Genomic DNA, 13,749 nt, shown 5'->3' with positions numbered 1-13,749 from the left:
TACCCGGTCATGAGGAAACTGATCTACGGGTTCGGCGTGTCCCTGGACGGCTACATCAACGACCGCGACGGCCGCATCGACTGGACCGACCCGGACGACGAGCTGCACCAATTCCACAACGACCGCTACCGCGATATCGAGATCTCGCTGCACGGCCGTCGCCTGTACGAGCTGATGGCCGAGTACTGGCCGCACGTCGCCGAGGACGCGCCGCCCATCGAGCGGGAGTTCAGCAGGCTCTGGACGGAGAAGCCGAAGGTCGTCGTCTCCCGGACGCTCACCGAGGTCCACTGGAACAGCACGCTGGTCAGCGAGAACGTGGTCGAGGAGGTCCGCAGGCTCAAGGCCGGAGGTGATGGCGTCATCGAGGTCGGCGGTGCGAGCCTCGCCGCGTCGCTGCTGCCACACGGGCTCGTCGACGAGTACCAGATGTTCGTCTTGCCCGTCATCCTCGGCGGCGGCACACCGATGTTCCCATCGCTGGAAAAGCGCATCCCGCTCCGATTGACCGAGACGAGGCACTTCGACACCGCGGTGATGCTGCGCTACACCGTCGACTGAGGCCGCTCGACCGCAGTTGCCCCGCTCCGTCGAGTCCGCCGCGTTCACGCGCTCCTGACTGCCACCTTCTCCCGCTCCCTACCGTCGCAGGCGCGGCGGTAGTAGCGGAGTCGCGCCGGAAGCAGTGGCCAGCCGGTGCGGATGATGCTGGCGACGGCCCGGGAACAGCCGTTCGTCGCGGCGGGTCCAGGGTGCCAGCGCATCAACCCCAGCGGCAACGTGCCGACCTCACCGCCAGCGCGCCAAATGCCGCGGCAACGCGTCAACCTCAGCGTCAGCGCGCCAACCCCAGCGCGTCAGCCCTCACCGCCCAGCACGCCACTTCCGCGCCAGCCCGCCACCCCAAGCAGAGCCTTCGCGCCGTCGGACGCGAACAGGACAGACGCCGCCAGCACGAAAACCCGACGCCGGCGCGTCAGCGCGACTTCACCAGCGCGGTCCCGGTCGCCCGGTCGTGCATGCCGCGGCCGTCACCATCGGTGAACAACGCGGGCACCACGAAAATCAGCAGCACCTGCCTCGCCAACGCCCGCACGAACCCGACCGGGGCGGCCGCATCGATCCGCACCACCCGCAGCCGCAGGAAGTACTGCCCCGGCGTGAACCCGAACAACGTGACGGCGGCGACGCCGATGACGAACCAGATGAGCAGCGGAAGGTTGGCGTTCACACCGCGCACGATCAGCGCCGAGACGCCGACGGCGATCATCCAGTCGACGAACAGCGCGGCGATCCGGCGGCCCATACCAGCCAGCGAGCCCGCGCCGTCGCGAGGCAGGCCGAGGTGTTCGCCGGGAAACTCCGGCGTAGCCGGGTCACCGGGGTCCGCCGAAGGTCCGGAAAGCCAGGATCCGGTGATGCGTGCCATGGCCTCCAGGATAGGCGGACACCTCGCCCGCCCTCGGCCCGGCGCAGGTTTGCGGACGAACCGCGTCCGACAGCGCCTGACATGCGGCGACCGCATTCCGCCCGGCGGCGCGCAGGGGAGTTCAGCCTCACAGGACAGGCCGCGAACAGCAGGACTACCATGCTTGTCGAGCCCGGGTGGCCATCGCCACTCGACCAGGCGCACGTGTAACACTGGCGAAACACAGCCTTGACTGTAGGGAAACACCGCATCCATAGCGTCTGGTCGCGACGAACCCATGCAATCGACACTGGCTGGGAACCGATCCGTAAGGAGAACAAGTGACGTTCAGCACGGCCGATGAGGTCATCCAGTACATCAAGGAAGAGGACATCGAGTACGTCGATATCCGCTTCAGCGATCTTCCCGGTGTGCAGCAGCACTTCTCGATCCCGGCCAAGGCCTTCACGGCCGACCTCGCCGAAGAGGGTCTAGCGTTCGACGGTTCGTCCGTCCGTGGCTTCCAGTCGATCGACGAGTCGGACATGCTCCTGCTCCCCGACTACACCACCGCGCGCATCGACCCGTTCCGCGCCGCCAAGACGCTGAACCTGAACTTCTTCGTCCACGACCCGTTCACCCGCGAGGCCTACTCCCGTGACCCGCGCAACATCGCGCGCAAGGCGGAGGAGTACCTGCGGTCGACCGGCATCGCCGACACCGCGTACTTCGGTCCCGAGGCCGAGTTCTACATCTTCGACTCGATCCGTTACGAGTCGAACATGAACGGCGCCTTCTACGAGATCGACTCGATCTCCGGCTCCTGGAACACCGGCGCCGAGTTCAACCTCGACGGCACCCCGAACCGCGGCTACAAGGTCCGCAACAAGGGCGGTTACTTCCCGGTCGCGCCGTACGACCACTACGTCGACCTGCGCGACAAGATCTCGACCAACCTGCAGAACGCGGGCTTCGAGCTCGAGCGCGGCCACCACGAGGTCGGCACCGCGGGCCAGGCGGAGATCAACTACCGCTTCAACACCCTGCTGCACGCTGCCGACGACCTGCAGCTGTTCAAGTACATCGTGAAGAACACCGCGTGGCAGGAAGGCAAGACCGTCACCTTCATGCCGAAGCCGCTCTTCGGTGACAACGGCTCGGGCATGCACGTGCACCAGTCGCTGTGGAAGGACGGCAAGCCGCTGTTCCACGACGAGGCCGGCTACGGCGGTCTGTCGGACATCGCGCGTCACTACATCGGCGGCATCCTGCACCACGCGCCGTCGCTGCTGGCGTTCACCAACCCGACCGTGAACTCCTACCACCGTCTGGTTCCGGGCTACGAGGCCCCGATCAACCTGGTGTACTCGCAGCGCAACCGCTCTGCCGCGGTCCGCATCCCGGTCACCGGCAACAACCCGAAGGCCAAGCGCATCGAGTTCCGCGCGCCGGACTCCTCGGGCAACCCGTACCTGGCCTTCGCCGCCATGCTGATGGCCGGCCTGGACGGCATCAAGAAGAAGATCGAGCCGCTGGCCCCCGTCGACAAGGACCTCTACGAGCTCCCGCCGGAGGAGGCCAAGAACATCCCGCAGGCCCCCACCAGCCTGGCTTCGGTCATCGACCGCCTCGAGCAGGACCACGACTACCTCACCGAGGGCAACGTCTTCACCCCGGACCTGATCGAGACCTGGATCGACATCAAGCGCACCCAGGAGATCGCGCCGGTGAACCTGCGTCCGCACCCGTACGAGTTCGAGCTCTACTTCGACGTGTAAGTCGGCGTACGGCAAGGCGTTTCGAGCCCTTCCGCACTTCGGTGCGGGAGGGCTCGTCCCGTTTCCGGGTGTTCATGCGGCATGGCACGGAACGGTCGATGATCGCACGCGTCGCCACTGCCGACGAGCGCGGCGCTGTGGCCGCAAGTGTGCAAAGTCTGGAAGGACCGCTATCCACGGATGACGATCTGGCCGCATGCTCGAGGCGCTCCGCAGCTGATTTACATGGGGACGACAGTAAGCTGCGGCAAGACTCGTTCGGGGTCACTGAGATACGCGTAATCTTCGCGGTTCTCGAACATCGCCATCAGTTCGGCCAAACTGTCGCGTTCTGCGGCGGTAACCGGGATCCGCCGCTTCACGAGGCTGGCACAAAGACCGTCGACCAGTTCACCCCACTCACCAACATCGCTGAAGGTTCGATATTGAGCAAGTGCTTCAGGCGGCAACCGGTCGGCAAGCTGTTCCAGCAGACTGCGGGAGTCCTTGCTCAGTTTGTTCAGGCGGTCGATCTGTTCCTTTGTTCTACAGGGCTTTTCGCGTGTCCTGCGGCCCCGCTCGCTGAATTCCATTATCTCCCTCGCCCTACTTGCTCACCCGCTCTGGGCTGTCTGGCCCCTGGGCCTGCGCGCGGTGGTCCGCAGCGCCACGATCAGCCGGGAGCTCATCAGCATCGCCCACCACGGCGACGGACACTTCACGTGGCACCAGCCGCTCGACTGGTCATTGGAAATAGCCTGGCGCAATCCCTTCCAAGCCAACCATACGAAGGTGTCGGACTGGATCGCGCTGATAGCGCGATGCTTGGCCTCTACCGCGGCGTCGGTGCTGCTATGGTTGGGCCGAATGGTCAACGGGGGTGATGGATGGTGACTACAGGCGGCGGCCCAAATCTGGGCGTGATGCCCGCCGTGGAGCAGTTGGGACCATCCATGAACGAAGTGCAATTCCCGGAGATGCGCGCAAATGTTTTGTCCGCCATCCGGGCCCTGGCCGACCGTGAGTATCAGCAACGGGTTTGGCTGGAGCGTCAGTATCCGCACGAGGGCTTCTACGACGATCTCGATCAGCGCATCCATACCCTGTACGACGACTGCGCAGTACTTCCAGATCCCAGACGGAGAATTGGTACTGTATTGATCGACAACGACGAGCTCGGCGCGCTCGCGAAGCTCGATCGAGTGTTGTCACCGCTTCTTGACGATCTTGGGAATTCGCCTGACTCGGTTTATGTCGGTGACCCACGGTGGGGCGCGGTCTTGACGGCTGCCCGCGTTGCCCTTGCGGCGATGACTCGAACCAACAACGGCGGCATCGAAACCGCCGACGTGTAACTCCGATTACCTACCGTCAGACTCGACAATTTCGTTCGTATCGTTGAGCCCTGTGGCCGGGCAATATGTTTCCGTATGGTAGCGTTAAGCGTCGCCCCACACTGCGCGGGTACTCGCTCATTCGACGACAGACAGGGAAGAGTGGATCCCGTTGGGCGGGTTGGAAATCCCGGTGAGTGGGTGGGAGTGCGGGAAGCTGAGAGGTTCCTTAGAACGCGTTCTAGTGTCGCCCGGCATGAAGATTTCATTCATTGCTCTCATCGGTGCAGCGTTCAGTGCGCTGGCCCTCGTTTCCACTCCCCTTCCGCCGAGTGCGGTGGCCGAGCCGACGGTGGAGGCGTCGGCGACGCGGATCGAATTGCAGGGGGCCGTCAATGTTCGGGATATCGGCGGATATCGGACGTATGACGGGGCGAGGGTCAAGTCGGGCAAGGCGTTTCGGGCCGATTCGCTGGAGAAGTTGACCGAGGCGGATGTGCAGAAGCTCGGCACGCTGAATCTCCGTGCGGCCGTGGATCTGCGGACTCCGGCGGAGGTGCAGTTCGCCGGACCGGACAAGTTGCCCGCGGGGGTGCAGGCGGTGGCGCGGCCGATCGACGACACCGGTCTGTTCCAGCAGATGTTGCAGGCGATCCAGTCGCGAGATCCGCAGAAGCAGGAGGAGCTGCTCGGCGGCGGTCGGGCCGAGCAGATCATGGCGGGGGTGTACCGCAGTTTCCTGAGTGAGGCCTCCCGCAACGCATTCGGGCAGACCATCCGAGATCTGGCGAACTCCGACCGGGCCACGCTCTACCACTGCACGGCGGGCAAGGACCGCACCGGCTGGCTCACCTACGTGGTGCTGCGCGCGGTCGGCGTGCCGGAAAGCACCGCGCGCCAGGACTACCTGCTGTCCAACCAGTACCGCGCCGCCGCCGACGCCAAACTGCGCGAGCAGGTGAAACAGGCTGGGCTGATGCAGAATCCGGACCTGCTGATCCCGCTGCAGGAGGTGCGCGACGCCTACCTGAACACCGCGATCCAGCAGATGGAGCAGAGCTACGGCGATTTCGGCAAGTTCCTCACCCAGGGACTCGGCCTCGATCCGGGCACGATCCTGAAACTGCGCAAGAACCTCGTCAGCTGACACCTCCGATCCCGAGCCCTCGCCACACGGGTGGCGGGGGCTCGGTGGTGTTCAGTTGTTCGTGGTGGGTTTCGAAATGAGGCCGAGGACGGTGAGGTCGAGGTCGCCGGAGGCTTCGGTCCAGCCCATGGCGCGCAGTTCGGTGGGCGCGTGGACGCCGAGGGCGTGGTGCAGGCCGAGGGCGACGGATCGGGCGAAGTCGAGTAGCACCTTGTCGGCGAGCGGCCAGAAGAGGCTGCGCTGCCAGTTGTCGATCTCGCGGCGGGAAACCGGTTCCTGCCAGCCGAGTTCGCGCAGCATGCGCTCGGCGTCCGACGACATCGGCCGGTCCAGATAGCGGTTGCCCGCGAGTTCGGCGGACAGCTTGATGTCGTACTGCACGAACTGGACGTAGCGGTTGCCCGGCGCGGCAATGATCAGCGTCGCGCGCGAGGGCAGTTGGGCTAGACAGCGGGCCAGTGCCTGCACGAATCGGTCCCAATCCGTGGTCACCGGCTCGCTCATCTTTCCCCCGGTCGATCGCACTGGAGCCCGATCATACGCCGACGTGGCTGAGACACCAGACCGAATCTCGGTGGCGCGATGGAAGGTTCGCGGGATTGATGCGCTTCGGCGACAAGCCTCACCGCCGCACCCCAGATTCCGGGGCTGGACGCCAACCCAGGTGACGCACGATAGTCCTCTGGTGCGAGTGGGTTCTGTGGTGGCGCGGGCGGTAGCCGGGGTGGCGTTGGTGCTCGGGATGGCTGTGCCCGCCGTGGCCGAACAGCCCGGTGTCCCGTTCACCTGGTGGCAGACGTACTTGACCGCCCCGGACGGCACCCGCCTGCACGCCGACGTGCTGCGCCCGCCCGGCATCGCCGACGAAACCAAGACGCCGGTGCTGCTGACGGTGAGTCCGTACCGCTCGCACCTGGCCTACCTGACCCATCCGCTGCCGGAGGGCGGCCCGTCGGTCGAGAACCTGCCGGTCGAGCAGGCGCTGCGCGCGGGCTACACCTACGTGCTCGTCGATCTGCGCGGGTTCGGCGGCTCGAACGGCTGTCCGGACTACGGCGGGCCCGGCGAGCGATCGGACGTGGTGACCGCGGTGGAATGGGCCGCCGCCCAGCCGTGGTCGACCGGACGGGTCGGCATGACCGGCACCTCCTACGAGGCGTGGACGGGCATGCTGGCGCTGGCGGCCAAGCCGAAGGGTCTCGCCGCGGTGGCCGCGTTCGCGCCGGTGGTCGACCCGTACTCCTACCTGTACATGCGTGGCGTCTCCTGGAAGTTCTCCGGAAAACCGGTGACGGACAACGGTATCCGGCCCGCCGATCAGGTCGGGCTGGAGCATCTCGCGATCGCGTCGACCCCCGCGCACTGGGGCGACTCCCCCGAATACCAGGCCAACGCCGTGAGCATGCCGCCGGGCTGCGCCGAACGCTATGTCGACCTCACCACCGACCACAATGCCGCCAATCCCGGATGGATCGAGCGCGACCTGGTCGACGACTTGCGCGGCAACACCATTCCGCTGTTCGTCGCCCAGGGCTTCCTCGACGGCAACACACGGGCGGATCGCGTCTTCGAGATGTGGCAAGGTCTCGGCTCCGGCGAACACCGTGCCTGGTTCGGCCAGTGGGGTCACACCGATTGTCACGAGAAATGCGGCACACCGTTTTTCGACGCCGAGCTCATGGCGTTCTTCGACCGGCACGTCGCGGGCAAGGACACCGAGGTCCCAGGCCCTCGGGTGCGAGTCAACCAGTTCGACGGCGGCTGGCGCTCCGAAACCGCCTGGCCGCCTGCGGATTCCGAGGGCATCACGGTGCAGCTGCGAACCGGCTCCTACACCGACCGCGGGCTACTTCCGGGCCGCGACCGCGAGATCTGGTCGGTCTCACAACCTTTGGCGGAACCAACCCACGTGTCGGGCGTGGCGACGGCGAAGCTCCAGCTCGCGGGGCCCGAATCCGCCACGGTGACCGTCGAACTCTACGACATCGCCCCCGACGGCCGCGCGACCATCATCACCCGCGGCATCTCCCCGGTGCGCCCGGACACCGACCTCCGGCTGCTCGCCCAGGACTGGCCGCTGGCCGCCGGGCACCGGCTCGGCGCGAAGATCACCGACGTGATCGACGACGTGTGGTCGCACGCACCGAGCAACGCCGTCGTCACCGTGCATTCCGCGCGCCTCGAACTCCCGGTGCTGACCACGCCGCGCAGCCCCGATCTCCCTAGCGGCACCCCCGACTGGCACGCCAGGTGGCGCGTGGAGAAGAGCTTCCCGATCGACCCGGGCCTCTTGAACAACCCTGCGACCGCCGTCGACCTGCCCGTGACACGGTGACGTGAGGCGCGCTGGATCGGTGGCGGTCGCGCAGCCACCCGGACCTCTCCGTGCCGACCGCACCGACCGTCCGGTCTCCCATCCCGCTCCGAGTGTTGAAGAATGCAGTGATGCTCACGAACCCCACCGGTGCCCGATGACACCGGAAACCACACCCGCCGGGGTCGACGACCGCGTCGCCGAGCGGCTCGCCGCGGCCTTACGCTGCGCCACGGTCTCCACCGAGGACTCGACCGGCGCCGCCGACGAAGCCTTCGCGCAGCTCGCCGCGCACCTGGAGCGCTCGTTTCCGCTGGTGCACGCCGAACTGGAGCTCGAACTGTTCGGCCACAGCAGGCTCTACCGCTGGCCGGGCGCGGAGCCGGATCGGGTGTCCGCGATCCTGCTCGCCCACCAGGACGTGGTGCCGGTCGACGACGCGCGCCGCTGGACGCACCCGCCCTTCGACGGCGTCGTGGACGAGGAGTTCGTCTGGGGTCGCGGCGCCATCGACGACAAGAGCAGGCTGATCGCCATCCTGGAGGCGGTGGAAGCCGCGCTGGCCGCGGGTCTGCGACCCCGGCACACCGTCTACCTCGCGTTCGGGCACGACGAGGAGGTTTTCGGCGACGAAGGCGCCGTCCGGATGGCGGAGCACCTGCGGCGGCTCGGGGTGCGGGCGGACCTGCTGCTGGACGAGGGCGGTGTGATCACCGAGGGCGTCGCCGACGGCGTCGACCGGCCGGTGGCCTCGATCATGCTGGGCGAGAAGGGCTATGCCACCGTGCGACTGCGGGTCCAGGAGACGGGCGGGCATTCTTCGATGCCGGGCAGGCAGACCGCCGTCGGCCGGATCGCCAGGGCGGTGGGACGGGTCCAGGACCATCCCATGCCGTTGCGGCTGACGCCGGTGATCGCCGACATGCTGTCCCGCCTGCGCGCGGCGATGCCGGAGACGCGCAGGCGGCTGCTCGGGATCGCCGGGCTCGCGGGACCGATGATCACCCGGATCATGGCCGCCCGCCCGCAGACCGAGGCGCTGGTGCGCACCACCACCGCACCGACGGTGATCAGCGGCGGCGTGAAGGCGAACGTGCTGCCCCAGCGCGCCGAGGCGCTGGTCAATTTCCGCATCCTGCCAGGCGATTCGGTGGCCGGGGTGCTCGACCACTGCCGCAAGGTGATTCGTGATCCCGGCGTGCAGCTCGAGCTGGTCGGGATGTCGTCGGAACCGTCGCGGACCACCGCGCCGGGCCCCGCGTTCGAAGTGATCGCCCGGCTCGCCGAGCACATCGTTCCCGGCATCGCGGTCACCACCGGTCTGGTGCCCGGCGCCACCGACTCACGCCACTACGACGACCTCGCCGCCACCCGGTGCAACTTCGCGCCGATCGTGCTGACCCAGGCCGACCTGGCGACAATCCACGGAACGGACGAGCGCATCTCCCGGGTGAACTACGCTCGGCTCATCGAGTTCAATCGACGGCTGATCGAGGAACTCGCGCACGAATCGACCCGAGAGGAACGCAGGTGACCCGCACCGAGGATGGCGATTTCGAAGGCACGGGCAGCCGGATCGCTTGGCGCGCTTGGCTTCCCGAGACCACGACCAAGGCCGTGATCGTGCTGGTGCACGGCATCGCCGAGCATTCCGGCCGCTACGGCCATGTCGGGAAGCGGTTGGCCGAAGCGGGTTTCGCGGTCTACGCGCTCGACCACCTCGGCCACGGCAAGTCGGCGGGCAGCAAGGCGAACATCGGCTCGATGGAGGGCTCAGCCGACAACGTGGAGGGCATGCTCGACATCGCCGCCCGCGAGCACCCCGGCGTGCCGAAGTTCCTGCTCGCGCACTCGATGGGCAGCCTGATCGTGCTCTACCTGGCCACTCGCGCGCCGATCGACGTGGCGGGCATCGTGCTCTCCGCGCCGCCGCTGGACATCGAGGTCGGCAACCCGGTGCAGCGGCTACTGGCGCCGGTGCTGTCCAAGCTGACGCCGAATCTCGGTGTGCTGAAACTGGATTCGTCGATGATCAGTCGCGACCCAGCGGTGGTCGCGGCCTATGACGCCGACCCGCTGGTCTACCGCGGGAAGCTGCCCGCGCGCACGGGGACCGAGATCCTGAACGCGACCACCACGGTCAAGCGGCGGCTGGACAAGATCACCGTCCCGCTGCTGGTGCTGCACGGCACCGCCGACGCCCTCGCCGCGCCGTCGAGTTCTGATCTGATCGAGCGCGAGGCAGGATCGAAGGACCTGACCGTGATCCGCTACGAAGGGCTCTACCACGAGGTCTTCAACGAGCCGGAGCAAGATCGGGTGCTCATCGATGTGGTGGCATGGCTGGAGGCGCACGTTACTCAGCCGTAAGATCCGGTCATGGGAACCACACCGACCGGATCCGTCGCGTTCGTCCGCGCCACCTGGCACAGCTCGATCGTCGGCAAGGCCCTGGAGGGCTTCACCACCGAGTACACCGATCTCGGCTTCGACCCGGCCACCATCGATGTCTTCGAGGTGCCAGGCGCGTTCGAGATTCCGCTGCACGCCAAGCGGCTCGCGCAGACCGGCAAGTACTCGGCGATCGTGGCCGCCGCGCTGGTGGTCGACGGCGGCATCTACCGCCACGATTTCGTGGCCTCGGCCGTGATCGACGGGCTGATGCGGGTGCAGCTGGACACCGACGTGCCGGTCTTCTCGGTGGTGCTCACCCCGCACCACTTCCACGAGCACAGCGAGCACGTCGACTACTTCACCGGGCACTTCGTGACCAAGGGCGCCGAGGCCGCCCGCGCACTGGCGACCACGCTCAGCTCGCTGCGCGCGCTGCCCGCCGCGGCCGGATAGGTCCGGCCGCGGCGGACCGGCTCACTTGAACTTGGTCATGCAGGCCTGCTCGCCGTCCAGCACGCCGGTTCGGAACGCCTCGAGCCGCTGGTAGCCGCTCTTGACGACCTTGCCGTCTACGTCGGCGGCGGCGAGCCCGTCGGCGAGCAGGCCGGAGACGGCCTCGTCGAGGTCGTTCGCCGACAGGCGCGGATCGCTGGTCGGCTCGCTCAGCTTGGTGGTGAACGCGCCGCTGAGGCAGGCGGTGCGCAGGCCCGCGGTCTCCGCGCCGGTCAGCGAAAGCTTGCGGTCCTGCTGGACGGCGAGCATGTAGCGGGAGACGAACACCACGAAGGCGTTGTAATCGCCCTGCACGACGGCCGACAACGGCTCGTCGTCACCGTCGAGCGGACCGCCGCGCTCGGCCAGTTCCGGAATATCGGTGCCGATCTTGTTCGAGCTCGGGCAGTACGACACCGGTTCGGTGGTGGTGACCTTGGAGCAGTTGCGGACCACGCCGGAGTAGTCGAACTGCGGCGCGTCGGCGATCGGGAAGTTCTTCAGCAGCGCCTGGCCGACGCTGGTCAGCGAGGCCTGGTCGACCGGGAGTTGCTGGCTCTCCTCGTCGTCGACCTCGAAGGTCACCGGCAGACCGCCGCGGCGCTGCTCGATCTCCTTCCTGTCGATCTTCTTGCACGCCTCCGCGCCGTCGGTGTAACCGAGCTGCACGGCGGTCACCCGCTCGAACGCCGAACCGTGCACGTTGTCCGGGTCGCTGGGATCGGTGTCGCGCACGGCGATGGTGGCGCCGAGCACGCCGTCCAAACCGTCGGTCATGTTCATGGTGAAGTGCGGCGAATCGCCCTCGGCGACGTGCCGCAGGAACACACCCGCCAGGCAGTCGGCCTGCTGCTCCTTGACCAGCGCGCCGGTGAACAGGCCGGCGATCTTGGCCTGACCCTGGATGGCGTGGCCGTACTCGTGCGCGAGCACCATCACCACCGACATCGGACCGTACTTGTCCTCCAGCAGCGGAAGCAGCACCCTGCGGTCCCAGCCGATGGTGTGGTCGAGCCCGCAATAGGCGGCGTTGACCAGCTTGTGGGTATCGGTCTTGCAGAACTTCACCGACTGGTCCTTGGGGGCACGGGCGTCCCAGGAGATGTACTTGTTCACCGGCTTGAAGGTGCCGGGAAAAGTCTTGGCGTACTGGGCCTTCCAGAACTCCTCGATGTCGGCGATGGCATTGAGGGCGAGCTGGTCGACCGGTCCCCCGTCGCCGTTCTCCGCGGTCAGCGGCGCGTCGGGGACGCCGGGACGCGGGCCGCTCGGGCCGGTGTTGGTGGCCGCGCCCGCGAGCATCCACGGGTTGTCCGGATCGATGGCGGCGGCGTTCTCCGAGCTCGTCGTGGTCTGCGAACTCCCACAGCCCGCGAGCGTCGCGCCGACCGCCACCAGCACCGCGATAGCGGCCAACCGCAGCCGTTTGGTCCTCATCAGGTCTTCCTCCCCGGTCCTGCGCGGGCACCCGCCCGCGCCGCCGCCGGACGGTGGTCTACCCACACCGCCGGTCGAGCGTTCACATGGTAATCGCTGACTCCCGTGCGCGCGTATCACGTTGCGCGCCCGGTGTTCAGGCGTCGAGCCGCAGTACCGCGAACACCGCGCGGTGGTCCGATCCCGGGATCGACAGGCTCTCCATCTCCTCGGCGGTGCCGCCCGCGACCAGGATGTGGTCGATCCCGATCACCGGTCCCCAGGCCCGGTCGGTGGGATAGGTGGGCAGCGGACCCGCGCCGGCGAGCTCGGCGGCGGAATCGAACCGGCCGCGCACCAGGTCGCGGAAGGCCGAATGATCCCGCGTCGCATTGAAATCCGCGCCGACGACAGCCGGACCTGTTTGGGCGTCGAGGATTTCGCGGACGCGGCGCATCTCCGCGCTCCACGCCGCGAAGTCCAGCGGCGGCGGCATCGGGTGGAAGGCGTAGACGGCGACGGGGCCGCGCTGCGGGTGCTCCATGGTGGCCGAAAGGTTGGCCATCACGAAGCCGTCGTATTTCTTGGTGTCGCGCAACGGATACCGACTGAAGATGCCGCTGCCCGCGCCCCATTTCCCGGGTTCCAGGTAGTGGTACGGAAGGTCGCCGGCCAGTTCGGTGGTCAGCCGCGCCGCCGATTCGGGCGTCAGCTCCTCGACGGTGAGCACGTCGACGCGGCGCTCGCGCACCTCCCGCACCACCACGGGCAGGTCGGCGCCGCCGAACAGCAGATTCGACTGGAGCAGCCGGATCTCCGGCCCGCTCGCCGCCCGCCCGTCCGGCACGAACAGCGGCAGCTGCGTCCACAACACCCCGGCCACGACGACGCCCGCGGCGGCCGCGCTGCGCCACCCGCGCGCTACGACGAACAGCAGCAGTCCCAGCACCGCACCCAGCATCAGATACGACGCCCCGGAGGCGACGAGCACCGGCAACCGCCGCTGCCAAGTGCTGAAATACAGAACGATGCCGGCGAGTCCGACGACGAGGGCACACCACCCGAGACCGAGCAGCACCCGGTTCACCCATACACGCATGCGATCGACCCTAGGCGGGTTCTCCTGGAGAAACCTTTCGCGCCGCATAACGCCACAGGATCCGCACAATTCCTACACTGGCGGCATCATCTCCGCGGAAAGGGGCTGTAGATGTACGTCGAAGAATTCACGGCCGTCGGGCCGCTGTCCGCCGACGAAGCCCAGGAACTCGCGGACATCGCCGGCCGCTACACCTCGCGCATCACCGTCAGCTGCGGCGGGCGCGACGTGCACGCGCTGGTCCTGCCGGTGGCATGGGACGAGCTGCCGATGACGGCGGGCAGCAGGGTGACGGTGACCGTCGAGGGCGGACGACAGGGACCGGAGGAGGACCGGAAGGCGCTGCGCGATTTCGTCTGCCGGATGCAGCACGTCGGCGACTGACCCG

Annotated in this window: 14 protein-coding genes; 9 read left to right on the top strand and 5 right to left on the bottom strand. The window is 67.4% G+C overall.

Translation table 11 applies throughout. The features are described from left to right. Positions 1–9: 9 nt before the first annotated feature. Positions 10–561, top strand: coding sequence for a dihydrofolate reductase family protein (locus tag FB390_RS29640; protein ID WP_141812512.1), 552 nt, complete (start codon positions 10–12; stop codon positions 559–561). A gap of 415 nt (positions 562–976) precedes the next feature. Here FB390_RS29640 and FB390_RS29635 read toward each other — a convergent pair whose 3' ends face one another. After that, entirely contained in the window at positions 977–1,429 is a 453-nt protein-coding gene (locus tag FB390_RS29635) for an RDD family protein (RefSeq protein ID WP_141812511.1), read from the bottom strand. Between the two features lie 320 nt (positions 1,430–1,749). Between FB390_RS29635 and glnA the strand changes: the two genes are divergently transcribed. Further along, positions 1,750–3,186 (top strand): type I glutamate--ammonia ligase, encoded by a 1,437-nt coding sequence (glnA, locus tag FB390_RS29630; protein WP_141812510.1) that lies wholly within the window; start codon positions 1,750–1,752, stop codon positions 3,184–3,186. A gap of 221 nt (positions 3,187–3,407) precedes the next feature. Here the strand turns inward: glnA and FB390_RS29625 are convergent, their stop codons facing one another. Continuing rightward, complete coding sequence (locus FB390_RS29625; protein ID WP_141812509.1) at positions 3,408–3,758, bottom strand: hypothetical protein; 351 nt, start codon at positions 3,756–3,758, stop codon at positions 3,408–3,410. Positions 3,759–4,052: 294 nt separating this feature from the next. Between FB390_RS29625 and FB390_RS29620 the strand changes: the two genes are divergently transcribed. Together FB390_RS29620 and FB390_RS29615 are read left to right on the top strand one after the other, a co-directional pair. Further along, on the top strand, positions 4,053–4,520 hold the full coding sequence (locus FB390_RS29620; protein ID WP_141812508.1) for an SCO4402 family protein: 468 nt from the start codon (positions 4,053–4,055) through the stop codon (positions 4,518–4,520). Positions 4,521–4,755: 235 nt separating this feature from the next. Beyond that, on the top strand, positions 4,756–5,646 hold the full coding sequence (locus FB390_RS29615; RefSeq protein ID WP_141812507.1) for a tyrosine-protein phosphatase: 891 nt from the start codon (positions 4,756–4,758) through the stop codon (positions 5,644–5,646). 51 nt (positions 5,647–5,697) lie between these two features. On the opposite strand, the gene FB390_RS29610 is transcribed toward FB390_RS29615, so the two are convergent. Beyond that, positions 5,698–6,138: a TY-Chap domain-containing protein gene (locus tag FB390_RS29610; protein ID WP_141812506.1), complete on the bottom strand. Its 441-nt coding sequence runs from the start codon at positions 6,136–6,138 to the stop codon at positions 5,698–5,700. A gap of 193 nt (positions 6,139–6,331) precedes the next feature. On the opposite strand from FB390_RS29610, the gene FB390_RS29605 reads away from it, so the two are divergent. The 4 genes from FB390_RS29605 to FB390_RS29590 all read left to right on the top strand — a co-directional run bounded on the left by FB390_RS29605 (position 6,332) and on the right by FB390_RS29590 (position 10,807). Then, on the top strand, positions 6,332–7,981 hold the full coding sequence (locus FB390_RS29605; protein WP_246124459.1) for a CocE/NonD family hydrolase: 1,650 nt from the start codon (positions 6,332–6,334) through the stop codon (positions 7,979–7,981). Between the two features lie 136 nt (positions 7,982–8,117). Continuing rightward, the gene (locus tag FB390_RS29600) at positions 8,118–9,494 is read left to right on the top strand and encodes a M20/M25/M40 family metallo-hydrolase (protein WP_141812505.1); all 1,377 of its coding nucleotides are present in this window, start codon (positions 8,118–8,120) and stop codon (positions 9,492–9,494) included. Next, entirely contained in the window at positions 9,491–10,330 is an 840-nt protein-coding gene (locus FB390_RS29595; protein WP_141812504.1) for an alpha/beta hydrolase, read from the top strand. Before FB390_RS29600 ends, FB390_RS29595 begins: the two co-directional genes overlap by 4 nt. A gap of 9 nt (positions 10,331–10,339) precedes the next feature. After that, the gene (locus FB390_RS29590; protein WP_141812503.1) at positions 10,340–10,807 is read left to right on the top strand and encodes a 6,7-dimethyl-8-ribityllumazine synthase; all 468 of its coding nucleotides are present in this window, start codon (positions 10,340–10,342) and stop codon (positions 10,805–10,807) included. A 21-nt stretch (positions 10,808–10,828) separates the two neighbouring features. On the opposite strand, the gene FB390_RS29585 is transcribed toward FB390_RS29590, so the two are convergent. Both FB390_RS29585 and FB390_RS29580 read right to left on the bottom strand, forming a co-directional pair. Continuing rightward, on the bottom strand, positions 10,829–12,283 hold the full coding sequence (locus FB390_RS29585; RefSeq protein ID WP_141812502.1) for a neutral zinc metallopeptidase: 1,455 nt from the start codon (positions 12,281–12,283) through the stop codon (positions 10,829–10,831). Between the two features lie 136 nt (positions 12,284–12,419). Beyond that, positions 12,420–13,361 (bottom strand): endonuclease/exonuclease/phosphatase family protein, encoded by a 942-nt coding sequence (locus tag FB390_RS29580; RefSeq protein WP_246124456.1) that lies wholly within the window; start codon positions 13,359–13,361, stop codon positions 12,420–12,422. A 111-nt stretch (positions 13,362–13,472) separates the two neighbouring features. Here FB390_RS29580 and FB390_RS29575 point away from each other — a divergent pair, with 111 nt between their 5' ends. Then, positions 13,473–13,745: an HPr family phosphocarrier protein gene (locus FB390_RS29575; RefSeq protein ID WP_141812500.1), complete on the top strand. Its 273-nt coding sequence runs from the start codon at positions 13,473–13,475 to the stop codon at positions 13,743–13,745. Positions 13,746–13,749: the final 4 nt, after the last annotated feature.

The sequence above is a fragment of the Nocardia bhagyanarayanae genome, from assembly GCF_006716565.1.
Lineage (GTDB): Bacteria > Actinomycetota > Actinomycetes > Mycobacteriales > Mycobacteriaceae > Nocardia > Nocardia bhagyanarayanae.
Note: the sequence above shows the minus strand (reverse complement) of the source record. Positions and strands in the feature narration are given on the sequence as shown.

Bases quoted from the DNA above. Each gene is read 5' to 3' on its own strand.
- FB390_RS29640 (WP_141812512.1), top strand. From the start codon at position 10: ATGAGGAAACTGATCTACGGGTTCGGCGTGTCCCTGGACGGCTACATC.
- FB390_RS29635 (WP_141812511.1), bottom strand. From the start codon at position 1,429: ATGGCACGCATCACCGGATCCTGGCTTTCCGGACCTTCGGCGGACCCC.
- FB390_RS29625 (WP_141812509.1), bottom strand. From the start codon at position 3,758: ATGGAATTCAGCGAGCGGGGCCGCAGGACACGCGAAAAGCCCTGTAGA.
- FB390_RS29620 (WP_141812508.1), top strand. From the start codon at position 4,053: ATGGTGACTACAGGCGGCGGCCCAAATCTGGGCGTGATGCCCGCCGTG.
- FB390_RS29615 (WP_141812507.1), top strand. From the start codon at position 4,756: ATGAAGATTTCATTCATTGCTCTCATCGGTGCAGCGTTCAGTGCGCTG.
- FB390_RS29600 (WP_141812505.1), top strand. From the start codon at position 8,118: ATGACACCGGAAACCACACCCGCCGGGGTCGACGACCGCGTCGCCGAG.
- FB390_RS29590 (WP_141812503.1), top strand. From the start codon at position 10,340: ATGGGAACCACACCGACCGGATCCGTCGCGTTCGTCCGCGCCACCTGG.
- FB390_RS29585 (WP_141812502.1), bottom strand. From the start codon at position 12,283: ATGAGGACCAAACGGCTGCGGTTGGCCGCTATCGCGGTGCTGGTGGCG.
- FB390_RS29580 (WP_246124456.1), bottom strand. From the start codon at position 13,361: ATGCGTGTATGGGTGAACCGGGTGCTGCTCGGTCTCGGGTGGTGTGCC.
- FB390_RS29575 (WP_141812500.1), top strand. From the start codon at position 13,473: ATGTACGTCGAAGAATTCACGGCCGTCGGGCCGCTGTCCGCCGACGAA.